The organism is Conexibacter sp. S30A1, from assembly GCF_023330665.1.
Classification (GTDB): domain Bacteria; phylum Actinomycetota; class Thermoleophilia; order Solirubrobacterales; family Solirubrobacteraceae; genus Palsa-465.
On sequence record NZ_CP097127.1, the window covers coordinates 2,521,415 to 2,546,715 of the forward strand.

A 25,301-nucleotide genomic window follows, 5' to 3' on the forward strand; every position below is an offset into this window, starting at 1 on the left:
TCGCCTTGGCGACGGACCGCTCGTATACCGCAGCTACTCGCATTTGATGGTGGTCGTGGGATCTGGCAAGCGGGATCTGTTGCGGACGCTCATAATCCGAGTCTGAGGAAACTCACGAGGAGGGAGGAGGTGCGCCCGAATGCTTTACGACCCTGTGGAGCACCGGCCGCTGGGTGGCGATGCGTGGAGCGAGCAGCTGGCTCGTGACGCGATCTGGCGGATCGCCGCCGATGCGATTGGCGAGTACCAGGGACCCGAGACCCTCTGGCCCAACGCTGCGGAGGACCTAGAAGGCGAGGCCGATGCACCCTTTCGTAACGCATATTTTGGGGCTGCCGGCATGGCTTGGGCGTTGGATTATCTGGCCCGACGGGAGGTGGCCCCCGAGTTCGGCGCGGCTCGAGAACTAGCGCAGCGGATCCACCATGATTTCATGCTTGCTCCCGAGCTGACATCGCTTGAACCCGCACCGGCCCCGTCGTTGTTTTTTGGTGAGAGCGGGATTTTGCTCGCGGCCGAAGCGCTATTGGGGGACGGATCCCAGCTCGCCTTTCTTGAGGCGGCGATTAACGGCAGCCTGGACCACCCCTCGCTGGAGCTCTGCTGGGGATCGCCGGGCACGATGACCGTCGCCCTGGCGTTATGGCGCGCATCCGGCGAGGAGCGCTGGCGCACGGCCTGGATAGCGTCTGCCGAGCGGCTTCTTTCAGAGTGGAGAGACCTCGTGTGGACCCAAGATCTCTACGGAACCCGTCAGCAATATGTTGGTGCCGGACACGGGTTCGCGGGAACCGCGTTCGCGTTACTCGGCGGCCAGGACTTGCTCGGAGAGCGAGCTGCGATGCTCGTCGAGCGGGTTCGTGATGTTCTCATCGCACTGGCCCAAGTCGAGGGGACGCTCGCGCAATGGTTTCCGCTCGCGGGCACATCGGAGGGTCGCCACCCCGTTCAGTGGTGCCACGGCTCGCCCGGAATCGTGACGTCACTAGCAGGGCTACCGCACGACGATGAAACAGACCGGCTTTTACAGGCTGGTGGTGAGCTGACCTGGCAGGCCGGGCCACTCTGCAAGGGCGCAGGACTCTGCCACGGCACCGCCGGCAACGCCTACGCCTTCCTCGCGCTGTTCGCCCGGTCACAAGACGAGCTTTGGCTGAGGCGCGCGCGAGCGTTCGCGATGGACGCCGTAGCCGACATCGAACGACGCCGGCTCAAGCGCGGACGTGGACGCTACTCGCTGTACACCGGCGACATTGGAGTGGCGATGCTGCTTCAAGCGTGCCTCGCGGGCGATCGCCGGTTCCCCTTCCTCGAGGCAGCAATCTAGTCCCCTGCAGACACTGACTCCCAGATGCGCAATGCGCGAGCCGGCGATCGCTTTGGCCCAGCTACGGCGGGTGGCCCTGGCAAGCGCATTGGCGACCCGGCGCGTGTCCTGGTTCTGGCGAGGAGCGGGTCTGATGGCCGTGGCCGGTGTAGATCTGCTCTGTGGTTGGGGCGTGCACCGTCGCCTGCTCGAATCAACCCCGGAACGTTCGTAAGGCGGACCTGTGACGGGCTGTCGCGTTTGGTTATGGTTCCGAAGCGTGACTTTCGATGCATCGTCAGCCGAGCCCCGCAATTGGGTTCCGGTCGCGCTAGCGACGACGAGCCTCGATTAGGTGTCGCGTGGAATGGGCGATGAACGGGCCATCGCGCTCGATGCGGTCGTGGAGTTCTCGCAGTCGGGAGCGGTACTGCTCAACCGTGAATCCTGGCAGCCACCAGACGACTTTGCGCAACAGGTAGACGACCGCGGCAACGTCGTGGATCACCATCCGCGTTCGGGCGGTCTGGACGTCGATGATCTCCAACCCCGCTGCCTGCGCGGCGGTAACCTCATCGCGGGGATCCCGAGCGGCGGCCCCCGTCTGGGGACCGAGAAAGAATTCGATGAGCTCGAATGCGCTCCTCGGTCCGACGTGTTGAGCGAAGTAGATCCCCCCGGGTCGCAACACCCGCGCGATCTCGTCCCACCAGACCGTTGCCGGATGACGACTGCTCACCAGGTCAAATGCGGCTTCCGCAAACGGCAACGGCGGCTCATCGGGGTCCGCGACCACAACCACACCACGGGGATGCAACCGGCTCGTGGCAGCCAGGACATTCGGCGGCCAGGACTCCGTGGCGACTGCCGTCAGAGGAAACGAATGAGCCTCCGCCAGCACCTCGCCACCCTCGGTCTGGATATCAAGCGATGCCTGCGCCGCGGCGAGCCGTTCAGCAAGACGAGCCGCGTATCCCCAAGGCGGTCGCTCCTCGGTGGCACGGCCGGCGAGCCACGAGAAGTCCCAGCCGCTGATATCTGCGCCCTCGCTGAGCGCGATCAACTCCTCAAAGCTCTCCACTTCCCTATCTTCGCGGGTTACGCCGACGATCCTCGCCCCGAAGCGCCCACACGAACGAAATGTGAAGAGGCCGCCGAACGGCTGAGAGTGGCCTAAGATCAGCGAGCACGCTCTCGCCGGGACCTGCTTCTCCTCACCGGCGGGCACGTCAGGGATGAAGCGGCCGGACCCGCGTGCGCGGAATGCTGGCTCAGTCCGCGCATGTGGCCTACAAAGCCTTGAAGAAGCGCACGGCGGGCAGTGGGGTGTAGCCGGTCTTCTCGTACAGCCGTCTCGCCGGAGCATGACCGGGATCCCCGCCGGTTTCGATCATGGCTGTCCGCATCCCTGACTCTCGCATCCAGTCCGTCGCGATTTCCGTCAGCGCAGCACCGATGCCTCGGTTCTGGACGCACGGATCGACCGCGATCATGTGCACCTCGCCCATAGCCTGCTCGACGTGGAGCTTGGCGGCGACGAAACCGAGAATCCGTCCCTCCGCGTCCTCAGCCACCCAGACTCGCTGGTCTGAATCGCCGAGTACCGCTCGCACCTGCGCCGCCTGGCCAGCGCGCCAATCGCCCCGCAGTCGCGCAAACAACTCCTCTCCGAGGGTTTCGTGGAGCGATCCGAACACAGGCTCCCATGCGCGCAACGAGAGCACGACGATCGCCTCCTGGTCCGAGGGCCGGAAATCGCGAAGCGCAGTCATAGCGAAAGACTCCCACAGACGCCCCGAGGGCCACGGAGGCAGGGGTTTTCGGCGCTATTTCTGGTAGTGGTAACGAGCCTGAAGGATCACGAGGTCATCGTTGAGGACGCGGTAGACGAGTCGGTGCTCATCGGTGATTCGTCGTGACCACGTCCCGGTGATTCCGTACTTGAGTGGCTCTGGTTTCCCGATTCCGGATGTCGGGTCGCGCAGCGCGTCATCGATCAGCCGGTTGATCCGCTTCAGGATCGAGCGATCGGACTGCTGCCAGTGGCAATAGTCGTCCCAGCCTTGGGGAGTGAAGACAAGCCTCACTCGCGATCGAGCGGATGCTCTGCGAATTCGCCGCGTTCGGCGGCCTCGGCGGCATCAAGCAAGCGGCGAGCATTTGCGGGAGAGCGGAACAGATAGGCGGTCTCCTGCCATGCTGCGTAATCCTCGGCGGCCATCAGTACCGCGTTGCCGCGCTTGGACGTGATCTCGATCGCAGTGCGGTCGTCGTTGACCTTCTCGATGAGCGGGAACAACGCCCGCCGTGCTTCGCTTGCTGTGATCGCCAACGGACCTCCCTTGGTCGTACCGGAAATGGTACCACAGGGGTTGTTTCGCGACGAGCGTCTCTTGCTTTGCTCGAAACGGGTGCATCTTCACCCACAGCTCGGCGGTTGTGCTTTGCGCGGGAAGGTGGAGCCGGCGCCCGATGTTGGTGCCGAAGTTGACCTTATCTTGCGGGTTGTCGCTGGGTTAGCGGTGTCGCGCGACGTATTCGTCTAGCGCTTCGCGGCTGACGTCCGCCAACCGACGACCCTGTTGGTGGGCGATCTCTTCAAGGGCCGAGCGGACATCGGGCCGGACACGCACAGTAAGCGGCGGGGTATGTGCGCTACCGCCGATCAGCGACGGACGACCGGCCCGCCGCTGCTCGAGCACGCGCTCGGCGAGCTGCTTGGCGCCCGCTTCGGTCAGACGAGAGCCGTCGGGCAGGCGGACCTCTTCCTCGTCGAGGTCGATGTCAGGACCGATTGGCCCGATCTGTTCTGTCATCGGTTGCGTCCTCTCTTTCGGAGACTGGTCGGCATCACGTGGATGACCAGGAGGCAGTCAGCGGGTCTTGATCGCGACGATCTTCAGCTCGCGCTGACGGCTGTCGTTTGCGATCCAGGTCAGCGTCGGCTGGTTGGTCTGCGGGTCGGTCACGATCGTCGGCTCAGAAGTGGACATGACGTGGTAGGTGTGGGCTTTGCCGATCTTGTGTCGCTGTGCGCTACGGCTGAACCTGATCGACTTCACCCAACAATTGTGGCATACACAACCCCGGACACCAAAGACCCGCTCCGATGGCCGCACGCGCATCTCAGCCAACGGCCGCGACCGACCTGCAACGCGCGGGTAAGGGAACCGCGGCAAACGCTAGTGAGGATATGGCTGCTCCCGTTGTCGCTCTTGGCTGAACGCTTGGCGCGGTCAGTAGGGATGCTGGCACCGGACTGGCAGCCACGATGATGAAAGCGATCTGTAGCCTCGTGATTAATGCGTCTGCCCGCGGCGGGCACTTGATATATACCGAGCGTCGGTATATGTTTGTGTTATGCCAATCAAGAGCATGCATGAGCCGACGTTCATGATCCTCACCGCTTTGGCGTCAGGGCCCCAACATGGTTACGGCATCGTCAACGATGTCTCCGGGATCTCGGGTGGTCGCGTAAAGCTACGCGCGGGGACCCTGTACACGGCGCTGGACAGGTTGCGCGCCGACGGTTTGGTGGAGCTCGATCGTGAGGAGATCGCGGACAGCCGCCTACGTCGCTATTACCGGCTCACGGCTGCTGGTAGTGAGCGGCTTGCTGAGGAGGCCGCGCGGCTGCGGGGCAACGCGCGGGTGGCAATGATGCGGTTGCAGTCGAATTCCGGGATGGCCGGAGCATGAGCGACCCGTGTGAACTCGAGCGACGCTACCGCCGGCTGCTGGCGTGCTTCCCTTCGGCGTTTCGTCGCGAGCACGAAGAGGAGATGCTCGTCGTTCTGCTCGCCTGCGCCCGGGACGGACTTCGCCGCCCGGGGGTCGCGGACACGGTAGATCTGCTGTGGCGTGCGTTGCGACTGCGGGTCGCCCCTGTGACGCGGCGGTCGGTCCCGACCGTGTTCTGGGGAGCGAGATTGATGCTGCTCACCGGCTGTTTGGAGCTAGCGGCACTCATGGTGGTCGTGGTCACCAAGGGCACCGTGGACGCGGCTGTGTTGCGACACGTCCCGGGTACGGGGGCACGCGCCGTTGCACTGGTTCAAAGTCAGGTGGAGGCAGTTGAGATCGGCGCGCCGATCGCCGCGGCAGCCTGGCTGGCGCTCGCGTGGGCCAACGACCGCGGACACCGCTGGGGTCGTTTCGGAGCGGTCGCGCTCCTCACCCTCACCGCCGTGAGCCTACTGGCGGGGCTAAGTCGACACGGAGGCTCCTACGCGGTTGCCGACGTGATCGTCGGGGCCGTTCTATGCACAACTGCCCTCGTCGCGAGCGCTCTGATCATCAGCATCGACTCAAACAAGCACTACGACCAGCGGCGACACAACGGTCAGAGACGCTCCGCTCTCACGGACCAGACGGCGGCGCTCATCCGGCAGGCGGAGCCTTACAACGCAAGCTGGAACTGACCATGAGCACGCAACTTCAACTGATGCGCTCATCCCGGCTCGCCGACGCGGCGTGGCGCTATCAGATCGTGCTCGACGGCCAGAGCGCCGGCAGCATCCGCAATGGCGCAACCGTACAGTTCTCGACCTCACCCGGGGAACACACACTGCAGGTCCGCTCGCTCCACGTCGTCAACCGGCACATCGGGCTCTCCAGCCCCCCGGCAACCTTCACGATCAACGACGGCGAGCAGGTCCAATTCGACTGCCACGCCCCAGGCTTCGCCCACGCGCTCAAACAGTGGATCCAGTGCCTGCGTAGCGACCGCAGCCACTGGATCACGCTCGAGTGCATCACAACCCTCGATTAGAACGGGTCTCGCGCCTCGGCAGCCGACAACGGCCCGAAGGGGCTTGCAGGCTCACGGACGAGTCCCACGACGACATCCGGCTACCACCGCGCCGAGACCCGCTTTCACGCGGCCGCGCGCGTCTCAGACGCGGCTCAACGGCACCCGCTTTGCGCGGAACGGGAGGCACCGCGATCACAATCGCTTTCAGCGTTTGGGCCATTCGCCACTGGCTATAGGTTTGGCGACAAGTTGCGCCTGCTCGTTGTTCGGGTCAGATCGGGAGCTGGACCCGTTCCGCTCGATGGAGGTTGGTTATCCGAGACGGGATACGAAACGCTCGGTAGCCGCGTCCCTGATTCTCGCTCGATTCAAACTTGGGCAGCCGTACGTCCGGCACATCTATCGCCACCCAGACAGCGTCGTCTGGTGCCTCGTAGGGGACAGGATTGTCAACCCAGAAGAAGTCGCCGCGGAGAGCGCCGCGCACCGCCCGGTCGGCATCCACGGCGGCCAGTGGAGTGAACAGCCTCATCGTAAGTGACGTTATCTGACGATCGCTTCCATCGGGCCACTGAGGAACCGACGTGCGATTCCGTTGGCGACCAGGCGCGCGTCCTGGTTCTGGCGGGCGGATACGAGGTGCATGGCCCTGCTACGTCCCGGACCTGCGTCGATGCGCGTGGGGTACTCGCGCTCGCGTGGTTGGTGCCGGGCAGCGCTCTGGCAAGCGCGACGTGAGGGCTTGTGGCGCCGGTCGGCCGGCGGGGCTTGCCCCACGGATGACTGCCGCTGTTTAGGCTCGGAGGTCGCGCCGTTCGATGCTCCTGATGGCGATCGCCATCAGCAGGAAGGTGACGAGTCCGAGAACGACGAGGCTGGGGAGGTCGATGCCGCGTGTGAGTGGGTCGTGGCCTGTGTAGTAGTAGAAGAGTGAAACGTATTTCAACCAGCTGAGAACGCTGACGAGCGGCGCGAAGCTGTTGATCAGCCAGCCGAGGACCGCGACACCCGCGGCGACGCCGGTAGCGAGCGATCGACGGCCGGTGGCGGCGGCGAGGGTGATCGCGAGCGCTCCGATCGCCAGGCCGAAGAAGGCGAGTTGGACGGCGAGAGCGGTGATGTGCCAGATCGTGATTCCGCCACCAGCGAGGGCGACGCCGAGGATCAGCCCGATCCAGACCGCCAACGCGATGATCAACACGACGGCGGCGATCGCGGCGGCCTTGGCGATGATGAGCCGGGAGCGGCGGATCGGGTACGCGAGCACGAGCGCCAGGATCCGGTCCTCCTCTTCGCCTGCGGTGGCTGCGGAGGCGCCAGTGATCGCCAGGGCTCCGATCACGAGCGGGGCGTAGATGATGGCGATCTCGCTACGAAACCAGCCTGTGACGGTGCCGTAGTCGCCGCCGCCCAGCAGGTTCCCGACGCTCTTGGGGACGTGGAGTTTTCCGATCGAGTGCCCGACGGCTGGGAACAGCGCGCCGACGGCAGCCATCACGGCGATCAGGCCGACCGCTGCCGACATCGTGCTTGGGAGTCGCAGGCGGAGCGTGAGTTGGGTCACGGGCCGGCTCATGTCGTGTCCGTGCGGTAGTAGCGCAAGAAGATGTCTTCCAGGTCGCCGTCTTGCGGGCGCACCGCGCGGACGTAGTGACTGGCGGCGACCTTGACGACCGGATCGGCCGAGCCCTCGAAGCTCACCGTCACTGTCGCATCGACGGCCGCTGCGTCGACGACGCCGGGAAGCGCACGGAACTCTGCTGGATCGACCGGAGCAGCGAACTCGATCTCCAGACGCTGGACGGCGACGCGTCGGAGGTTCTCAACCGAGTCCACCACGACAAGTCGACCGTTTCGCAGGATCGCCAGCCGGTCGGTGACCCGCTCCACCTCCGACAGGGTGTGGGAGGAGAGCAGCACGGTACGTCCTTGTGCTCTCACCTCGCTCAACAGGCTGTGAAAGCTCCGCTGCACGAGAGGATCCAGACCGGCAATTGGCTCGTCGAGGATCAGCAACTCGGGCTCGTGCATGAACGCCTGAACGAGCCCGAGCTTCTGTCGGTTCCCGGCCGAGAGCTGGCGGATCGGACGATCCAGCACAGCATCGAAGCGCTCGACCAGAGCGTCGCGTACACGCCTGTCCACGCCGCCGCGCAGCTGCGTGAAGTACTCCAGGACACCCCCTCCGGTCAGCTTGGGGTATAGCGCGAGATCCCCCGGAAGGAACCCGACTCGACCTCGCACCTCCAGGCTGTCACTGATCGAGTCCAACCCGAGCACCCGGGCCGAGCCTGCGGTCGGCTTGATCAGATCCAGCAACAAGCGCAGCATCGTCGACTTGCCCGCCCCATTGGGACCGAGCAAGCCGAACACCTCCCCCTGGCCGACCTCCAGGTCGAGCTCGACCAGTCCCCGCCCCGAGCCGTAATCCTTCGACAATCCCCGCGTCGCGATCACCGGTCCGGCCTGCACGGCTCACCCCTCCGGAGTAATACACTCGACTGCCACGTGATTCGTAGGTTACATACATTTCAGACGTACGCGAACCTTGGATCGGGGCGGATCTTTGTCCGCTGACGACCGCGATGACCGCGGGGTGCGCCAATTCATCGAGAGCTTCGCCTCGGCACTCGTCGACGCCGGCATGCCACAGATGCCATCGCTCGTGTTCGCCGCGCTGCTCGCGACCGACACCGAAGGACTCACCGCCACCCAACTCGCCGACCAACTGCAGGTCAGTCGCGCCGCGATCTCCGGCGCCGTGAACTACCTTGCGCACGTCGATCTCATCGCACGCGAGCGCCAGCCCGGCAGCCGCAGCCACCGCTACGTCCTGAAGAACCCCACCTGGTACGAGGCGGTCGCCCGCCGCGAGCAGGTCCTCAACCGATGGATCACCACAACCCGCGACGGCGTCCAGGCCCTCGGACCGACCACACCAGCCGGAAAACGCCTTGCCGAATCCCTGGCCTTCTTCGAGTTCCTCAGCGACGAGCTACGCGAACTCCTTGCCCGCTGGGCAAAGACACGCACCAACCAACGACCACCCACAGCGACCTGAGCCACGGCTCCCCAGCCAAAGCGGCCCCCCTGACACGGCCGCTAAACCAGCGGATTGTGGTCGAGCAGTTGGCAGGGCAGCGCGCCGCGGTCCCCGTAGGAGAGGGCGATACCGGCAGGCCAACATCACCGGTGACGACTTCGTAGTCCGCAGCTTCAGCCTAGGCCGAAGTTCCTTCGGTAGTCACGCTTGAAAACGGCCGCATTCCCTGTGTTCGTCGGGGATAGCGGCCTTTTCTACGGGCAACAGTGTAGTCACAACATCCGTCCGGTGGATGCGATATAGTCCAGGCATGCCAGCGAAGACACGTCACATCGGTGCGATGCATGTGGTCACGAACAGGATTCGTCGTGGTGAGAAGGAGTACACCGCGACCTTGTTGCGGCGGTCATATCGGCAAGACGGGAAGGTCAAGAAGGAAACGCTCGCGAACCTGTCGCACCTCCCGGCCGAGGCGATCGACGCGATCCGGCGGGTGCTGGCGGGCGAGAGCCTGATGAGCGCCGATGACGCGTTCGAGATCGAGCGGTCCTTGCCCGCGGGGCATGTGAACGCCGCGCTGATCATGGCGCGGCGGCTGGGTTTGGCGGAGCTGCTGGACCCGCGGTCCTCGCGTGATCGGGATCTGTGCATGGCGATGATCGTCTCGCGGGTGATCTCCCCGGGATCGAAGCTGTCGACCGTGCGCTCGTTGGGGCAGTCGACGCTGGCGTCAGAGCTCGGGGTCGAAGGTGTTGATGAGGACGATCTTTACGCCGCGATGGACTGGCTTTACGAGCGCCAGGCCCGGATCGAGGACCGTCTCGCCAAGCGTCACCTCAACGTTGGGGAGATGGTGCTCTATGACGTGTCCTCCTCCTATTTCGAGGGCCGCGCCTGTCCTTTGGGGAAGCTCGGCTACTCGCGGGACGGACAGAAGAACCTGCCCCAGATCGTCTACGGGTTGCTCTGTGACAAGCACGGCCGGCCCGTCAGCATCGAGGTGTTCTCCGGCGAGACCCATGACGACAAGACCCTCCCCGCACAGGTCAGGAAGGTCAAGGACCGCTTCGGGCTGGCGCGTGTCACTGTTGTGACTGATCGCGGGATGGTCACCAAAGCGAACATCGAGACCTTGACCGCGACGGAGGGGGTGTCGTGGATCACTGCGCTGAAGGCCCCCACGATCAAGAAACTCGTCCGCGACGGCATCTTCCAGCCGTCGCTGTTCGATCAGCAGAACCTCGGCGAGATTACCGACGTCAACGAGTTCCCTGGGGAGCGTTTGATCGTGTGCCGCAACCCACTTGTTGGTGCTCAGCGCGCCCGCAAACGCACCCTGTTGCTGGACGCGACAGAGCAGGAACTGGCGGCGATCAAGACCCGGGTGGACAAAGGCACTTTGCTCGGCTCAGCGCAGATCGGCCTGGCCGTCGGGCCGGCCCTGAAGCGCTTCCACGTCAAGAAACACTTCGACATCCACATAAGCGACATGGAGTTCACCTACCAGCGCAAACAGGAGCAGATCGACACGGAGGCCGCCCTCGACGGGTTCTACATCCTGCGCACCAACCACACCGCCGCTGAGGTTCCAGCCGGAGATGTCGTCCGCACCTACAAGAACCTTGAGCAGGCCGAGCGAGCGTTCCGGTCCCTGAAAGGCCCGGACCTACAGATCCGGCCGATCCATCACCACCTCGAGAACCGGGTCCGGTCCCATGTGCTGATCTGCATGCTCGCTTACTACCTCACCTGGCATTTGAAGGCCGCATGGAAACCGCTGTTGTTCACCGACGAGAACCGCCCCGAGAACGACGACCCGGTCGCCAAAGCCGTCCGCTCACCCGAAGCTGAGACCAAGGCCCGGACGAAACAGACGACCGACGGCGGCACTGCTCACAGCTACCAGACGCTGCTCAGCGAACTGGCGACCCAGACCCGGAACCGCACCCGACTCGCCGGCCGGACCGACACGTTCGAGAAGCTGACCCAGCCCACAGCACTCCAAGCCCAAGCGCTCAAGCTCACCACGAACGCCCCAGTCGTGATCAAGTAGACACAACCCCGACACCCCAAAACCCTGACGATCCCAGCAAATAAGCCAGATTTCGCCGCGTCACCGGGGGGAACTTCGGCCTAGGCGTTCCGATTTTGGCTCCGCGTCGCCGGAATCCCTGAGGATGGAGGACCCGACGTCGAGCATGACGGGATCACGCGCGACTCCGGCGCGGGCTTGGCGGAGATCGGTCTCGTGCAGACTCGTACAGACCACCGGGGCGCGTTCATCGCTTGCCCAGTGCGAACTGCTGCCGCCGCCCGGATGCCTCAACAGCGTCTGTTCCAGGCAGCCCACCGGTTGGTTGACAGCGCTACGGGTTGCCTGCCGATGGCACTGGGTAGATAGCCACCCGACACGATAACTGCGGTGTGTCTGACTCTTTGATAGAGCGGTCGCATTTTCTAACCCAACGCTGAGCTGGTGGTGAGGGCTGGCTGGTTGGTGTCCGGACCGGGGTCCGGGGCAGCGTCCTTGCTGTGGTTCCGCCGGCGTCCAGCCGGCGGGCGACCCCCTCAAAAGCGCGCCTCTTCCCCGGGAGGGCGTGCGCGCTTGTGGTGTGGTCTGGGCGTGTCATTTCTTGTCTGCTCGATTCTGACGGATCCGGTCGGCCCGAGCCTGCCGAAGCCCTGCGGCGCGGGCGCGGCGGATGGCGGGTCCGCGGCCTGAGTGCTCATCATCGGGGGTGACGTAGCCGATCGCGGCGTGCAGGCGCACGGTGTTGTATTCGGTGCGCACACGCGCGAGTGTCTGGTCGAGCACGGCGGGGTCGCTGATCGCTAAAAGCAGCGGCCATTCGCCTTTGACGTGGCTGAAGAAGCTCTCGATGTGCGCCTGGTCTGTGGGTGTGCCGGGCCGGCCGTGATGCTGGGTGATCAACATGATCGCCATGAACTGGCGGGTGTCGATCGCGGTCATCTCGGTCCCGTTATCAGACCACGCGACCAGCACCGGCAGCTCGTCAGGCTCGTCGATAACAGCAGGCGGCGGCTGATCAACGCTGGCAAGCGGTCGTCCGTCGGGGCCGAGCAGCCCCTGGTCCTCGAGCGCCTGGGCGAACAGCAGCTGCACCTGGGTTGAGGTTTGCTCTGAGGTGAGCAGGTATCCGATCCAGTAGCGGGTCACGACATCAACGATCGCGTAAGCAACCCGCTTGGCACGCGCAAAGTGGGTTGCATCCCAAATCCAGATCCGGTTCTTCTCCCAGCTAATCACGGGAAACACGGGTGTTTGCGGGCGTGCGCGAACCGGCTCCCCAGGGAGCGTGACCTGGTGTTTGAGCGCCACACGCAACACCGTGGACGGGCTCACGAACACCGTCCCGGTATAGCTGCCGCGGTGTGCGAGCTTGCGATGCGAACGGTCCACCGGCCCCCACGTCTCGATCAGGCAGAGGATCGCCTGCTCCTCCCACTCAAGCAGGCTGTGCACCGCCCCGCCACCCGGAGCCTGGTCCTCCAAGCTCCCGGTCTCTCTGAGGCGCGCCCGCCAGCGGTGCACGCGCACATCCTCTACCTGCAGCACCCGGCACGCCCGCGCGTGCGACCACCCCCGCCCGACAGCATCATCGATCAGGCCCAGAAGCTCGAGCTTGACCCCCGCACTCACCCGCGCGGGGACCGGGCCAGTAAGCCCGAGCGCTGCTTTCCCCTGTGCAACGAAAGCTCGATCGCCTGCTCCTTGATCGTCTCGGTCAGCTGCGCGTTCTCGGACCGCAACGCCTCCAGCTCCAGCTGCTCGGGCGATGAGACCCGCCCCGGCTTCGCGGAGGCGAACGCCACCAACGCCGCATCCTTCGCCAACGCCCTGAGCCGGATGATCACCGACACATCCACCCCATACTTCCGGGCCGCGTCCGCCTGCGAGATCTCCTTCGAGGCGACCTCCAAAAACAGCTCCCACTTCTCCTCCGGCGACAGCTGCCGGCGAGCTTTGCGCTTGCCGTTCTCCATCATCTGGACCTCCTGGATCAAGGCCCCCAAAGCTACCCAGCTTAAGGTTGAAAAACGACCCTACCTCTATCGCGAAGCCAGACGCAAACCATAACCGGAGGCATCAATGGTTCGAGACCTGCTGCTCGCAGCACTCATCACCGTGGTAGCGGTGGCACTCGGCATCGCCGTGCACCCGCTGCTCCTTCTCATCATCGTCTTCGCCGTGCTGTTGCTCGTCATGCGACGCTCGACCTGGTAACAGGCGTCCTGGGTCTCGCACCTGAAATGGAGCAGGGAATCGGCACGGTCGCCTCAAGCGACACGGAGGAACACGCGACCAAGCCGGGTGGGCACATGAAAACAGCTGCGCGCCCAGCCGAGTCGGAGACGGCAGCGACCGCGCCCGGAGTCAGACCGTCCGGTTGCGGTCGCTGCCGGCTTTCCCGGCGCGGCGCGCACGGCACCGCGCCTGCCCAAACGCTTGCTGCGGGCCAGGCTGCCCGTGCCCGGTACCGCGGTCTGTGGCGCTCACATGCTTGCCGGCAGTTCCTCGGTGTGAGATCGCCCGAATGCGCGATCGCCGCACTCATCGTTACTTCCACACGCTGCACGAGATCGTCGCCGATGGCATCGAGCAAGACCTGCCGTCGCTGACAATCGCAGTCACGATTCAAAGGAAGACGGACTCGCGAGCGGATCGGCGACTAGGCGCGTGTCAAGTCGAACCTGGTTCTGGCGAAACTGAGGTCTCATTCGACGTGCGATAAGGAAGCGGTCCCTGGTTCGAATCCTGGATCGCCCACTGTGTGGCGCCTGTGTCTGTTGGCCGGTACGCTGCGCGGCCGCGGGGAACACCGCGAGCGGAGCCTCGATCGTCGCAACGTTTCGCCCCTGGTCACCCTGGTAGACGCGTACTCTCGCCTGAAGCGACGCCTGCGCGTGGCCTTCCACGGTGGCGATGTGTCCAGAGAAGCAACGGTCGCGTAACCGGCCAGGGCGCGGGTGCTCACCGCGGCCAGCCCCGGCTCAGCATCGCATCGGCCGCCAGTCAAGAACGGGTCCACGATCCTCGGAACCGTGGTGCGTGCTATTGACCTCGAGCGCGGGCGTCCGGACGACGATCAGCGCGGTTCGAGGATGGACCCGGTCGGAGTGTCCTGCGGATGCGCGGCGGCTCACCGTCGCGGCGCGCCGGTCCGTGGCGCTCGTGCTCAGCGGCGGATGCCGTCGACAAGCCGCTCCCAGTTGCCGGAGGCGATCAGCTCCTGGTCGGCTTGGCTCAGTCCTGTACGGCGCAGGAACCCACCGACACCGCCCTCTGGGCCGGGTCTGTAGGGGTAGTCGGTGGCGAACATGATCCGCTCGACGCCCGCGACCTCAACCGCCCACCGCAGGTAGCGCTCGCTGTAAACCCCGCCGGCTGTGATGTGTGCGTTGCGGCGGATGTACTCGGAGAAGCTCAGCGGCAGTCCCGCCTGCGCGGCCAGGTCGTCGGCGCGGTCCAGGTAGAACAGGATCACCTCACCCCAGTGGCCGAGCATCACCTGCAGGTCGGGGAAGCGGTCCAAGACGCCGGCCAGGGCAAGGCGCAGGAACTGTACGCCCGACTCGTAGTGCCAGCCGATGCCGTGGCGCGCAAAGGCGCTGTCGATGGCCTCGCCAAAGCCCGAGTACAGGGCGGTGCGCACGGCCGCCTGGGGTGCCTGTGGGTGGATGTACAGCGGCGCTCGCAGCGCCTGGGCCGCTTCGAAGATCGGCCAGTTGCCGGCGTGGTCGAGGTTGCGCTCGCCGGTGCGTCCGAAGATCAGCGCGCCCTGCAGCCCGAGCTTCCTGACCGCGCGTTCGAGTTCGCCAGCCGCCGCTTCGGGGTTCGGGCAGGCGAGCGTGGCAAAACCCTGCAGGCGGTCGGGGTGGGCGTCCACCAGCTGCGCGATGTGATCGTTGGCGAGGGTCTGCAGGCGCACGGCCTCGTCTGCGGAGAGGTCGTTGAGGCCGGGGGAGGTCAGCGAGATGACCTGCACATCGAGCCCGGCCTCATCCATCGCCGCGATCCGCCGCGCGCCCACCTCGAGCAATCGTTCGCCCATCTCGCCGGGCGGGAGCGCCCGCGGATCGCCCTGGCTGTCGGCCGCTGCGGCCTGCTTCCAGGCAGCGAGCACGTAGTCGGTGACGAAGTGCTCCTCGGTGCCGATGGTCTTCATCTACCTGCCTCCTGTTCGCGCGCTGTCCGACTGCGCCGCTCGCCGACCAGCGTCAACATAGCGCCGCACGGGCCACCACACTCGGCAGGTCCCCGAGACGCAACTCCGCGGAGTTGTTGTTGTCTACGCAATCAACCTGCCTGCGCTCGCAAGGCCGGCGATGGCTGCACCTGACTCTGCGCCGCGCATCGTCCAGTCGGCCCACGGTCGGCCGTGGACGCTTGGTCGTCGACCGCGTCCGGTCCACCGAGCCAGGCGGAGAGCGCCTACATTCCGTTATGGAATCGATGTGTCGGAACCGGAATGGAACTTTTCGCACAAGTGCGCCAATGTTGCCCGCTGTGACCCGCTTCGGCTTTGCGATCGACCAGCGCTCGTGCATCGGCTGTCACGCCTGCACGGTCGCCTGCAAGGAGGAGCACGGGGTTGAGCTCGGTGTCTTCCGCACCTGGGTCAAGTACATCGAGCAGGGGGAGTTCCCGGACACACGGCGCTTCTTCTCGGTGCTGCGCTGCAACCACTGTGAGGATGCTCCCTGCGTGACCGCCTGCCCCGTCACCGCGCTCTTCAAGCGTGAGGACGGGATCGTCGACTTCGATCCGCAGCGCTGCATCGGCTGCAAGATGTGCCTGAACGCCTGCCCCTACGACGCGCTCTACATCGACCCGAAGTCGCACACGGCCGCGAAGTGCAACTTCTGCGCCCACCGCGTCGACGTAGGGCTGAAACCCTCGTGCGAGGTCGTATGCCCGACCGACGCGATCCTCTCAGGCGACCTGGACGACCCGGACTCTGAGATCACACGCCTGCTCAACACCGAGGCCACGCAGGTGCGGGCGCCCGAGCATGGGACCCGGCCGAAGGTCTTTTACATCGGCGCCCAGGAGGCGTCCCTTGAACCGACGATGGTCGGCGGTGGCGATGCGTTTCTGATGACTGAGGTGCCGCCGACCCAGGCCGAGAAGCTCGCGCCGCTGACCGCCAACGCCACCGCCCGGTCGATGGGAGACATCGCCCATCCGCCGCCGTGGGGCTGGCGCGTCTCGAGCTACTTCCTGTCCAAGGGGGTTTCGGCGGGGGCGATGATGCTGGCGGTGCTCCTGCTCGTGCTCGGTGCGCACGGCTCGCACCTGGCCGACATCGTGCCCGGCGCGCTGGCGCTCGCGGGGATCGCGCTGACCGGTGTGTTTCTCGTGACGGATCTCAAGCAGCCCAAGCGCTTCTACTACCTGTTCATCTATCCGCAGTGGCGCTCGGCGCTGGCGATCGGTGCGCAGCTGATCAATGTCGCGGGCGTGGTGGCCACGGCCTTCCTGGTGGCGAGCATCGTCGGGGCTGACGGCGTGCGCTCGGCGCTGCTGTGGCCCATGGTTCCCGCCGGCCTGGCGCTCGCCGGCTACACGGCCTTCCTCTTCAACCAGGCCGAGGGGCGCGACCTCTGGCAGAGCCCGCTGCTCGTCTCCCACACGATCGTCAACGCGCTGATCGCGGGTGCCGGCTCGCTGGGGGTCATGGCGCTCTTCGTCCACGCGCCCGCCGACGACATGCGGGCGCTGGGCTGGACCCTGACGCTCGGTGTCGGCGCCAGCGCCGCGATCATCGTGCTCGACCTCTTCGGCCTGCGGCACCTCACACGGCAGGCCGAGATCGCCGCTCACAACCTCTGGCGGGACCGCTTCGCCAAGCGTTTCTGGCTGGGCGGCATGCTCACCGGCGTGCTGGCACCCGCCGTCCTCGGCACCGTCTACCTGGCGATCGGTGGCACCGGCGTCCTGGCCGCCGGTGGCGCGCTGGCGCTGATCGGCCTGTGGTTCTACGAAGACGCCTGGGTGCGGGCCGGACAGTCCGTACCGCTCAGCTGATTGGAGCAAAACCAAGTGCAACCGTCCGGAATCGATCGCAAAGGCGCACGGCGCCCCACTGGCTACGGCCCCAGGGACAAGACGCTTCAGAGCTACCCGCCGATCGAGCGCTGGGACGACTGGACCGAGTACGACCCCGCCCAGTGGCCCAAGCGCGTGCCACGCGAGTACATGCTGGTGCCAACCGTCTGCTTCAACTGCGAGTCCGGCTGTGGCCTGACCGCGTTCGTTGACAAAGAGACGCTCGAGATCCGCAAGCTCGAGGGCAACCCCTACCACCCCGGCTCGCGCGGGCGCAACTGCGCCAAGGGCCCGGCGACCATCAACCAGGTGAACGATCCCGATCGCATCCTCTACCCGATGCGCCGCAAACCCGGCACGCCGCGCGGTGGCGGTGAGTGGGAGCGCGTCAGCTGGGACCACGTCCTGGACACCTTCGCGGAGCGGATGCACGCGGCGTTTGCCGCCAAGCGGCCCAACGATGTCCTGTACTTCGTCGGAAGGCCCGGCGAGGACGGGTTCGCCGACCGTTTCCTGGAGACGTGGGGATCGGACGGGCACAACTCGCACACCAATGTCTGCTCCTCCGGCGGCCGCTGCGGTTACGGTTTCTGGTCCGGGATGGACCGTCCCTCCAACGACTTTGCCAACGCCAAGTTCATCCTGCTGATCTCGGCGCACCTCGAGTCGGGCCACTACTTCAACCCGCACGCACAGCGCATCACCGAGGCCCGCCACCATGGCGCCAAGGTGGCGGTGATCGACCCGCGGCTGTCCAACACCGCCACCACGGCCGACTACTGGCTGCCGGCCTGGCCCGGCACGGAGGGCGCGGTGCTGCTGGCGATCGCAAAGATTCTGCTCGACGAGGGCTGGTACAACCGGCCGTTCATCGACCGCTGGGTCAACTGGCGCACCTACCTCGCGCACCGTGCGCCGGACGCCGAGCCGACGCTCGACCGTTTCATCGCCGAACTGCGCTCCGAGTACGCCCGCTACACGCCTGAGTTCGCCGAGGCCGAGTCGGGCGTCCCCGCCCAGACGACCGTCCAGATCGCGCGCGAGATCGCCCAGGCCGGCACGCGCTTCAGCGCCCACATCTGGCGGGCCGCCGCCGCCGGCAACCTCAACGGCTGGCAGATCACACGCTGCCTGGTGCTGCTCAACGCCCTCACCGGGTCGGTCGGCACGGAGGGAGGCATGTCGCCCAACGCCTGGGACAAGTTCATCCCCGCGCCCTGGCGCAGGCCCGAGCCCAACCAGCAGTGGAACGAGATCAACTGGCCACGCGAGTACCCGCTCTCCTGCAACGAGATGAGCATCCTCTACCCGCACTTCCTGCTCGACGAGCGCGCCCACCAGCCGGTGCTGTTCACCCGCGTGCTCAACCCGATCTGGACCTTCCCCGACGGCGGCAGCTGGATACGGGCACTGCGCGACGAGCAGAAGGTCGGGCTCCACGGCGCGCTCACACCCACCTGGTCTGAGTCCTCCTGGTGGGCCGACTACGTCCTGCCTATGGGCCACGCGCCCGAGCGTCACGACACCCAGTCCTACGAGACGCACGCCGGGCGCTGGCTGGGCTTTCGCCAGCCGGTGCGCCGCGTGGCGCTCGAGCGCATGGGCCGGCCGGTCGAGTTCACCTATGAGGCCAACCCCGGTGAGGTCTGGGAGGAGGGCGAGTTCTGGATCGAGGTCTCCTGGCGTGCCGACCCCGACGGCTCGCTGGGCATCCGCCAGTACTACGAGTCCCCCTACCGACCCGGCGAGAAGATCAAGATCGACGAGTACTACCGCTGGATGTTCGAGCACTCGGTCCCCGGCCTGCCCGAGAAGGCTGCCGCTGAGGGGCTTGACCCGCTCGCCTACATGCGCCGCTACGGCGCCGTTGAGATCTCGCGCGACGACTACCACGGCCAGGAGGCGCAGGTGGCCGCCGATCTGCTCGGCGACATCCAGATCGAGGAGCCTGAGCGGACGGTCCGGCGCGGGGCTCCGAGCGACGGCCACCTGCCGCTGACCGGTGACCCCGACACGCTGGGCGTGGAGGTCGAGGGCGAGGTGCGGCGTGGCTTCAACACCCGCTCCGGCAAGCTCGAGCTGTACTCCGAGACGCTCGCGGAGTGGGGCTGGCCGGAGTTCGTGGTCCCGACCTACGCACGCACGCACGTGCACCACTCGCTGATCGACCACGAGCAGGGCGAGTACCTGCTGGTGCCGACCTACCGTCTGCCGACGCTGATCCACACCCGCTCGGGCAACGCCAAGCACCTCAACGAGCTCTCCCACACCCACCCACTGCTGGTGTGCCCGCAGGACGCCGAGCGGATCGGGGTAAAGACCGGCGGGCTGGTGCGCGTCGAGACCGAGATCGGCTTCTTCGTGATCAAGGCGCTCGTGACCGAGGGCATCCGTCCCGGGGTGATCGCCGCCTCCCACCACATGGGCCGCTGGCGCCTCAAGGAGGACAACGGCGGCGAGCGCTGGTCAACCGCGCTGGTGGATCTAAAGGAGGACGGCGAGACGATGCGTTTCAGACGCCTGCACGGCGTGCGGCCGTTTGACTCAGAGGACCCGAGCTCGAGCCGCATCTGGTGGTCGGATGCCGGTGTGCACCAGAACATCACCTTCCCGGTGCACCCGGACCCGGTCAGCGGCATGCACTGCTGGCACCAGAAGGTGCGGGCCGCGCCGGCCCGCCCAGGCGACCAGTACGGAGACGTCTGGATCGACCTCTCGCGGTCCCGCGAGGTATACCGCAAGTGGATGGGCCTGACACGGCCCGCGCGCGGCGAGTTGCGCCGGCCGCTATGGATGTTCCGCCAGGTCAAGCCGACGCGCGAGACCTACCTGCTGCCGCAGGACGAGCGCACGCTGCAGGCGCGCGCCGCGGCCGGCGCGGGGAGCGCGATCGAGGGGCTCGAGGCGATGGCCGAGGCGGTGGACTGGTCGCCGCTTGAGGCCTGGGGGCCGCTGCCGAACGCGGTCGCCGCGCGCCGGGACGACGCCACGTCGAGCGCGACTGCGCAATGATGGTCTGAGCATGACCCCGGAACCCCATCCCCCCTTCAAGTCGACCTGGCCGCGCGGCAGCGGCGGGGCCGTACGTGACCTTGACCTCAAGCGCCCCGGTCTCGTCGAGCGCGAGTTGACGCTGCGAGTGATGGCCGGAGCCCTGCCCGGTCCGCCAGCGCGGCCAACTCGCCGCAGGCGCAGCACCGGAACTACCGGCCCGCGCGAACGCTGACCCGCGGACAATGCCCGAGCCGCGCCGCAAGCACAAGCGCGAGCGCTCACCCGCGCCGCTGATACCCCACCGGATCCCGTCGGGCCGGCGCACGACCGAACAGCCGAACGCGACCGGCGACATCCATGCGCCCCTGAGCCTGCGCTTCTGGGTTGTGCTCGTCCTGACTGGCGTCGCCGCCGGGTTGCTCGGCGACCTGATGATGGTGGTGCTGTTCACCACCGAGCACGTCACCTACGCCTTCCACAGCGGCTCGTTTCAGGCGGCCGTCACGCGCGACTCTGGTCTTCGCCGCGTCGTGGCGCTGGCGATCGCGGGGGCCGTGGGTGGGCCGGCCTGGTTCATCCTGCGTCGCCGCTTCAAGGGGGAGCCGGCGGAGATCGACGAGGCGGTCTGGCACGATGAAGGGCGGCTCTCGTTCCGGCGCTGTTTCAGCTCCTCGGTCGTCTCCGAGTTCGTGATTGGGATGGGGGCGTCGATCGGCCGTGAGGCGGCGCCCAAGCTGCTCGGCGGCGCCGCCGGCTCCTGGCTTTCTGACTTCGGCAAGCTGACTCCCGCCCAGCGGACCCTGATCGTCGCCTGCGGAGGCGGCGCCGGCCTGGCCGCCGTCTACAACGTGCCGCTGGGGGGAGCGCTGTTCACCGCCGAGATCATGATCGGGACCCTGGCGTTGCCGGTCGTGATGCCCGCGCTGGTCTGCTCCGGCATTGCGACGTTCACCGCCTGGATCTACCTGCCCGATCACGCCACCTATCTGCACGTGCCCGTCCACCACGACTCGGCGTCGCTGATCGTCTGGGCGGTGCTCGTCGGCCCGGTGCTGGGCGTCGGCTCGGTGATCTACATCCGGATGATCGCCTGGGTCTCACACCATCGCGCCCGCGGCCGCCTGGCGCTGATTGCGCCACTGCTCGCCTTCACCGCCCTCGGCGTGATCGGGATCGCCTACCCGCAGCTGTTCGGCAACGGCAAGGACATGGCTCACGCCGCGTTCCTCGGTGGTGGCACGATCGCGGTGCTGCTGGCGCTGGCGGCGCTCAAGCCGATCGTCACCTCGCTGTGCCTCTCAAGCGGCGCCAGCGGCGGCCTGTTCACCCCGGTGATGAGCACCGGGGCGGTGCTCGGCGCTGGCCTGGGACTGGCCTGGGGGCATCTGTGGCCCGGGGTGTCCTCCAGCTCCGGCGCGCTGATCGGCGCCGCCGCCATGATCGGCGCCGCCATGCAGGCTCCGATGGCGGCGATCGTGCTGGTGCTCGAGCTCACCCACAGCGGCTTCGCGGTGGCGGTGCCGATGATCATCGCGACCGCCTCCGCGACCATCGCGACCCGCCACATCGACGGCTACTCGATCTATACGGGCAGGCTGCCGGAGGCGCCGGACATGCCGGAGCTGCACCGCCACGATCATCCAGACCCGCGCCCGGGTGAGGCCCACGGCCGGGACGGGCGCGAAGACTTCTGAGGCGGTGGCGCGCCTGTCCGCCCTGAGCTCAGTGGCTCGGGTGGTCGGCTCGACCCGGGTAGCTGTCTTCCTCCGAGCCGATGATGCGCATCGTTGAGCGGATCACCAGCCAGAGACAGAACACGAGCATCGGCACAGCGAAGACCAGCCCGACAACGAGCGAGGAGACCCCTCGCAGCAGCGCCAGCATGCACATCATCGACAGCACCAGCACCAGCACCAGCGGGCCGGTCGGCCACTGCGTCGACTCCGGCACCAACGTGAAGTCATCCTCCGCCAGCTGGTGGGTCGTCTCCGCGAGCGCGGTCTCAGGGCCTTCGCTGACGCTTTCGGTGGTCTCGTTCACTGTGGCTGAACTCTGCGCAAACGCTTGGTGTTGCATTCTGCCGCTCCTTCTCGGGTCGACCACTCAAATCTTACCGTCTACACGCCTGCGGCACCGGGCGCGACGTTGCGCTCCAACCAGCGCCAGAACGATTCGGCGGTGTCGCTGTGCCGTCGGCCGTATGCGCGCACCGCCCGCAGCGCCCGCCGGATCTCGACGCCGTCGAGCGGCAGCAGCGCCAGTGTCCCCGCGGTGAGCTCGAGCTCGACGGCCAGCGGCGAGAGCAGCGAGAACCCGCCGTCGGCTGCCAGCGTGCGCTTGACGCTCTGCACGCTGGCGGTTTCGATGGCCGGCAGCAGGCGAATCCCGTGCGCCGCCAGCTCAGCGTCGATCACCTCCCTGGTTCCCGAGCCCTCCTCGCGCGCCACGTAGGGCTCCTGCGCCAGGTCCAACGGTGCCACGCGCCCGCGCCGGCACCAGGGATGGCCCGCCGCCACGACGACCCCGAGCCGGTCCTGGTGGACCGTCAGGGCGTCAAACCCGTCCAGATTCTCGGCACCCTCGACGAACCCGAGCTCCACCTCGCGCTCACGCAGGCGCTCGAGCACGCCCGCCGAGTTGACGATCTCCACCTGCGCGCGCGTGTCGGGCTCGCGACGGCGGAAGGCGGCAAGCCAGCCGGGCAAGAGCAGCTCACCGATCGTGTAGCTGGCCGCCACGCTGAGCGCGTGCCGGGCCAGCTCGCGGTGGGAGCTGAGCGCCTCCTCGGCCCGCCGCAGCGCGGCCAGTGCCTCCTTGGCATCCGGGTAGAGCAGCCGTCCCGCGGCGGTCGGGCGCACGCCGAAGCGGCCACGCTCGAGCAGCACCACGCCGCCACGCCGCTCGAGCCCCTGCAGGCGCTTGGTCACCGCCGACTGCGTCAGTCCGAGAGCGTCCGCGGCACCGTGCACGCTCGAGCTCTCGACCGCCGCCACGAACGCGATCAGCTCCTCTGACGAGAGCGGGTTGGCGGTGTTGTTGGCCATCGCGGGGCATTCTCGCCGATCGCGCGAGGCCGCCGCTACGCTGCCCCCGTGACGCCTCCACGAGCACACGACCCCGGCGCCTGCCGCCTCGGCGTGCTGGCCTTCGGCGACTCGATCACCAACGGCGGCGGCGAGCTGCAGTGGGGCGTGGCCCTGCAGTCCTGGGCGCTGTGGACGGCTCGCGGCCTGGGCGTCCCCTACAGCCCCTACGCCGTCGACGGGGCAGTCGCGGCCGATGTCCTGCGCGCGCAGATCCCGCTGTTCGAGCGCGTCACCGACCGCTCGGCGCGCTACCTGCTTGGCTGCCTCCACATCGGCACAAACGACGTGCGTCACCCCAGCTTTGACCCCGACGCGCTCGCTCACGACCACGCCAGCGCGCTGGCGTTTTTGGCGCAGCGTTGCGATCACCTGCTGACGGCGACGCTGCCGCTCGATCTCGGCCGGCCCCGTAACCCCACTCTGGTGCAGGCCGCCAACCGGGCGATCACAGACTCAGCCGCCCGGCACTGCGCGTACGTGCTCGACCTGGAGCGCTTCGGTGGCCGTCAGCTGATGATGGCCGACCACGTTCACCCCACCGCGCTCGGCCAGGTCAGGATCGCCGAACTCGCTCTGGACCTGCTGCACGCGCAGGCCGGCCTGGCAGTGCGCGTACGCCCCAGCGCGCTGATCAGCTACCGCACCACCCGCCGCGGTCGGCTGCGCGGCGATCTCACCTACGCCTACCGTCACGCCAAGCAGGACCTGCGCCTGCTCGCGGCCGCCAGGCTCGCTGTTCGCCGCTAGGCCCGCGGCGCCCGGCCCGCTGGCTCGGGCGCCTCGCCGCAGCGCTCAGACCCGACCCGCCACCAGCGTCGCGTCGCGCAGCCGGGCCGCCAGCGCCCCGTCAAGCGCCCCCGGCTCGAGCCGCCAGCGCCAGTTGCCGCCCTGCTTGCCGGGGTTGTTCATGCGTGCGCGAGAGCCGAGCCCCAGCACGTCCTGAGCCTGCACGATCGAGACCGCCGCGCGCGATGACAAACACAACCGCACCAGCCGCCACCAGGGCTCTGCCTCATCGATCCCCGCGGCCGCGCAGGCCAGCGCCACCCGCTGCCGGGTCGCCTCCGTCGCGTTCTGATACCAGCCGGCGGCCGTGTCGTGGTCGTGGGTGCCGATGTAGACGAAGCGCTCGCGGGCGTGGTTGGCGGGCGCGTGCGGGCTGGACGCCTCCGCCCGGGCGCCGCCGAAGCCGAACTGCAGGACCAGCATGCCGGGCAGCGCGAGGCGGTCGCGCAGCGCCTCCACGGCCGGTGTGATCGCCCCCAGGTCCTCGGCCACCAGTGGCAGCGCCGGCCCCAGCGCGCCCGTGAAGGCCTCGAACAGAGCCTCGCCGGGGCCACGGTGCCAGCGGCCGAAGCGGGCGTCGGGCGCGCCTGCCGGAACCCCCCAGTAGGAGACGAAGCCGCGGAAGTGGTCGAGCCGGACGGCGTCAAAGAGCTCGAGGTTGCGCCGCAGGCGCGCCACCCACCAGGCGTAGCCGGAGGCGCGCAGAGCCGGCCAGTGGTAGACCGGATTGCCCCACAGTTGCCCGAGCGCGCTGTAGTCATCGGGTGGCGCGCCCGCCAGCAGCGCGTCGTTGAACAGCTCCGCGTGGGCGCGGTGATCGACGCTGCCGGGGGCGACGTAGATCGCGATGTCGCCCAGCACGCGCACGCCCCGCTCGGCGGCGTAGGCGCGCAGCGCGCGCCACTCGCGCTCGAAGCGCACCTGGTCGGCGTAGAGCTCGCTGCGCCGACCAGGGCCGAGCGTCGCCCAGTCCTCGATCCAGTAGGCCTCGCGCTCGCGCAGCTCGGTCAGCTCGCTGGCGCGCACACGCGCGCGCGGCGCCGCCAGAAGGCCGCGCCAGCCCGCGAACGCGGAGGCCGCCTTGTAGGGTGAGTGGAAGCGGTCGGGCGGTGAGATCGGCAGCACCTGCCACCAGCTCTGGCCCGCCTCAGCCAGCCAGTCGACGAAGCGGTAGGCGTCGCGGCCGAGCGTTCCACCGGGCAGCGAGGTGATGTGCAGCAGCACCCCGCTTGAGCGTTCGAGCAGTTTCACTTGAGCCAGGG

Annotated in this window: 27 protein-coding genes; 12 read left to right on the forward strand and 15 right to left on the reverse strand. The window is 67.2% G+C overall.

From position 1 onward, the window contains the following. Positions 1-139 precede the first annotated feature (139 nt). On the forward strand, positions 140-1,327 hold the full coding sequence (locus M3M54_RS12160) for a LanC-like protein (RefSeq protein WP_249019313.1): 1,188 nt from the start codon (positions 140-142) through the stop codon (positions 1,325-1,327). A 310-nt stretch (positions 1,328-1,637) separates the two neighbouring features. Here M3M54_RS12160 and M3M54_RS12165 read toward each other — a convergent pair whose 3' ends face one another. From M3M54_RS12165 to M3M54_RS12190, 6 genes are all read right to left on the reverse strand, one after another. Continuing rightward, positions 1,638-2,387: a methyltransferase domain-containing protein gene (locus M3M54_RS12165; RefSeq protein WP_249019314.1), complete on the reverse strand. Its 750-nt coding sequence runs from the start codon at positions 2,385-2,387 to the stop codon at positions 1,638-1,640. Positions 2,388-2,595: 208 nt separating this feature from the next. Next, positions 2,596-3,078 (reverse strand): GNAT family N-acetyltransferase, encoded by a 483-nt coding sequence (locus M3M54_RS12170; RefSeq protein WP_249019315.1) that lies wholly within the window; start codon positions 3,076-3,078, stop codon positions 2,596-2,598. A gap of 54 nt (positions 3,079-3,132) precedes the next feature. After that, positions 3,133-3,393 carry a Txe/YoeB family addiction module toxin gene (locus M3M54_RS12175; protein WP_249019316.1) on the reverse strand — a complete coding sequence of 87 codons (261 nt, stop codon included), beginning with the start codon at positions 3,391-3,393 and terminating at the stop codon, positions 3,133-3,135. Then, entirely contained in the window at positions 3,390-3,638 is a 249-nt protein-coding gene (locus M3M54_RS12180) for a type II toxin-antitoxin system Phd/YefM family antitoxin (protein ID WP_256465778.1), read from the reverse strand. The genes M3M54_RS12175 and M3M54_RS12180 overlap by 4 nt, the downstream gene beginning before the upstream one ends. A 184-nt stretch (positions 3,639-3,822) precedes the next feature. Beyond that, positions 3,823-4,122 carry a hypothetical protein gene (locus tag M3M54_RS12185; protein ID WP_249019317.1) on the reverse strand — a complete coding sequence of 100 codons (300 nt, stop codon included), beginning with the start codon at positions 4,120-4,122 and terminating at the stop codon, positions 3,823-3,825. A gap of 57 nt (positions 4,123-4,179) precedes the next feature. Continuing rightward, entirely contained in the window at positions 4,180-4,368 is a 189-nt protein-coding gene (locus M3M54_RS12190) for a hypothetical protein (RefSeq protein ID WP_249019318.1), read from the reverse strand. Between the two features lie 313 nt (positions 4,369-4,681). On the opposite strand from M3M54_RS12190, the gene M3M54_RS12195 reads away from it, so the two are divergent. Genes M3M54_RS12195 through M3M54_RS12205 form a run of 3 tightly spaced genes read left to right on the forward strand, consistent with a single transcriptional unit; the run spans position 4,682 to position 6,077 of the window. Further along, positions 4,682-5,005, forward strand: coding sequence for a PadR family transcriptional regulator (locus M3M54_RS12195; RefSeq protein ID WP_371878667.1), 324 nt, complete (start codon positions 4,682-4,684; stop codon positions 5,003-5,005). Next, positions 5,002-5,727 carry a hypothetical protein gene (locus M3M54_RS12200; protein WP_249019320.1) on the forward strand — a complete coding sequence of 242 codons (726 nt, stop codon included), beginning with the start codon at positions 5,002-5,004 and terminating at the stop codon, positions 5,725-5,727. The genes M3M54_RS12195 and M3M54_RS12200 overlap by 4 nt, the downstream gene beginning before the upstream one ends. A gap of 2 nt (positions 5,728-5,729) precedes the next feature. Beyond that, complete coding sequence (locus M3M54_RS12205; RefSeq protein ID WP_249019321.1) at positions 5,730-6,077, forward strand: hypothetical protein; 348 nt, start codon at positions 5,730-5,732, stop codon at positions 6,075-6,077. Between the two features lie 253 nt (positions 6,078-6,330). Here M3M54_RS12205 and M3M54_RS12210 read toward each other — a convergent pair whose 3' ends face one another. The 3 genes from M3M54_RS12210 to M3M54_RS12220 form a co-directional block, all read right to left on the reverse strand. Next, positions 6,331-6,591 (reverse strand): hypothetical protein, encoded by a 261-nt coding sequence (locus M3M54_RS12210; protein ID WP_249019322.1) that lies wholly within the window; start codon positions 6,589-6,591, stop codon positions 6,331-6,333. Between the two features lie 261 nt (positions 6,592-6,852). After that, positions 6,853-7,635 carry an ABC transporter permease subunit gene (locus tag M3M54_RS12215; protein WP_249019323.1) on the reverse strand — a complete coding sequence of 261 codons (783 nt, stop codon included), beginning with the start codon at positions 7,633-7,635 and terminating at the stop codon, positions 6,853-6,855. Next, complete coding sequence (locus M3M54_RS12220) at positions 7,632-8,531, reverse strand: ABC transporter ATP-binding protein (RefSeq protein WP_249019324.1); 900 nt, start codon at positions 8,529-8,531, stop codon at positions 7,632-7,634. The genes M3M54_RS12215 and M3M54_RS12220 overlap by 4 nt, the downstream gene beginning before the upstream one ends. 94 nt (positions 8,532-8,625) lie before the next feature. On the opposite strand from M3M54_RS12220, the gene M3M54_RS12225 reads away from it, so the two are divergent. Both M3M54_RS12225 and M3M54_RS12230 read left to right on the forward strand, forming a co-directional pair. After that, positions 8,626-9,120: a GbsR/MarR family transcriptional regulator gene (locus M3M54_RS12225; protein WP_249019325.1), complete on the forward strand. Its 495-nt coding sequence runs from the start codon at positions 8,626-8,628 to the stop codon at positions 9,118-9,120. A 292-nt stretch (positions 9,121-9,412) separates the two neighbouring features. Beyond that, positions 9,413-11,155 carry an IS1634 family transposase gene (locus M3M54_RS12230; protein WP_249019326.1) on the forward strand — a complete coding sequence of 581 codons (1,743 nt, stop codon included), beginning with the start codon at positions 9,413-9,415 and terminating at the stop codon, positions 11,153-11,155. Positions 11,156-11,728: 573 nt separating this feature from the next. Here M3M54_RS12230 and M3M54_RS12235 read toward each other — a convergent pair. Then, positions 11,729-12,763: an integrase core domain-containing protein gene (locus M3M54_RS12235; RefSeq protein WP_249019327.1), complete on the reverse strand. Its 1,035-nt coding sequence runs from the start codon at positions 12,761-12,763 to the stop codon at positions 11,729-11,731. Then, positions 12,760-13,137, reverse strand: a complete 378-nt coding sequence (locus tag M3M54_RS12240) for a hypothetical protein (RefSeq protein WP_249019328.1) — start codon at positions 13,135-13,137, stop codon at positions 12,760-12,762. The genes M3M54_RS12235 and M3M54_RS12240 overlap by 4 nt, the downstream gene beginning before the upstream one ends. A 76-nt stretch (positions 13,138-13,213) precedes the next feature. Between M3M54_RS12240 and M3M54_RS16720 the strand changes: the two genes are divergently transcribed. Further along, on the forward strand, positions 13,214-13,348 hold the full coding sequence (locus M3M54_RS16720) for a hypothetical protein (protein ID WP_256465779.1): 135 nt from the start codon (positions 13,214-13,216) through the stop codon (positions 13,346-13,348). Between the two features lie 952 nt (positions 13,349-14,300). On the opposite strand, the gene M3M54_RS12245 is transcribed toward M3M54_RS16720, so the two are convergent. After that, positions 14,301-15,290, reverse strand: coding sequence for an amidohydrolase family protein (locus M3M54_RS12245; protein ID WP_249019329.1), 990 nt, complete (start codon positions 15,288-15,290; stop codon positions 14,301-14,303). Between the two features lie 329 nt (positions 15,291-15,619). Between M3M54_RS12245 and M3M54_RS12250 the strand changes: the two genes are divergently transcribed. From M3M54_RS12250 to M3M54_RS12265, 4 genes are read left to right on the forward strand one after another with little or no spacing between them, the layout of a single operon-like run. Then, complete coding sequence (locus M3M54_RS12250) at positions 15,620-17,152, forward strand: 4Fe-4S dicluster domain-containing protein (protein WP_249019330.1); 1,533 nt, start codon at positions 15,620-15,622, stop codon at positions 17,150-17,152. Positions 17,153-17,167: 15 nt separating this feature from the next. Then, positions 17,168-20,185, forward strand: a complete 3,018-nt coding sequence (locus M3M54_RS12255; protein WP_249019331.1) for a molybdopterin-dependent oxidoreductase — start codon at positions 17,168-17,170, stop codon at positions 20,183-20,185. A 10-nt stretch (positions 20,186-20,195) separates the two neighbouring features. After that, positions 20,196-20,399, forward strand: coding sequence for a hypothetical protein (locus M3M54_RS12260; protein ID WP_249019332.1), 204 nt, complete (start codon positions 20,196-20,198; stop codon positions 20,397-20,399). 10 nt (positions 20,400-20,409) lie between these two features. Continuing rightward, a complete protein-coding gene (locus M3M54_RS12265; protein ID WP_249019333.1) occupies positions 20,410-21,861 on the forward strand; it encodes a chloride channel protein in 1,452 nt (483 codons plus the stop codon). Positions 21,862-21,889: 28 nt separating this feature from the next. Here the strand turns inward: M3M54_RS12265 and M3M54_RS12270 are convergent, their stop codons facing one another. Continuing rightward, the gene (locus M3M54_RS12270; RefSeq protein ID WP_249019334.1) at positions 21,890-22,207 is read right to left on the reverse strand and encodes a hypothetical protein; all 318 of its coding nucleotides are present in this window, start codon (positions 22,205-22,207) and stop codon (positions 21,890-21,892) included. Between the two features lie 77 nt (positions 22,208-22,284). Further along, complete coding sequence (locus tag M3M54_RS12275; RefSeq protein ID WP_249019335.1) at positions 22,285-23,211, reverse strand: LysR family transcriptional regulator; 927 nt, start codon at positions 23,209-23,211, stop codon at positions 22,285-22,287. Positions 23,212-23,259: 48 nt separating this feature from the next. Here M3M54_RS12275 and M3M54_RS12280 point away from each other — a divergent pair, with 48 nt between their 5' ends. Next, complete coding sequence (locus tag M3M54_RS12280) at positions 23,260-24,000, forward strand: GDSL-type esterase/lipase family protein (RefSeq protein WP_249019336.1); 741 nt, start codon at positions 23,260-23,262, stop codon at positions 23,998-24,000. A 45-nt stretch (positions 24,001-24,045) separates the two neighbouring features. Here M3M54_RS12280 and M3M54_RS12285 read toward each other — a convergent pair whose 3' ends face one another. After that, positions 24,046-25,290 carry a 4-alpha-glucanotransferase gene (locus tag M3M54_RS12285; RefSeq protein ID WP_249019337.1) on the reverse strand — a complete coding sequence of 415 codons (1,245 nt, stop codon included), beginning with the start codon at positions 25,288-25,290 and terminating at the stop codon, positions 24,046-24,048. Positions 25,291-25,301 lie beyond the last annotated feature (11 nt).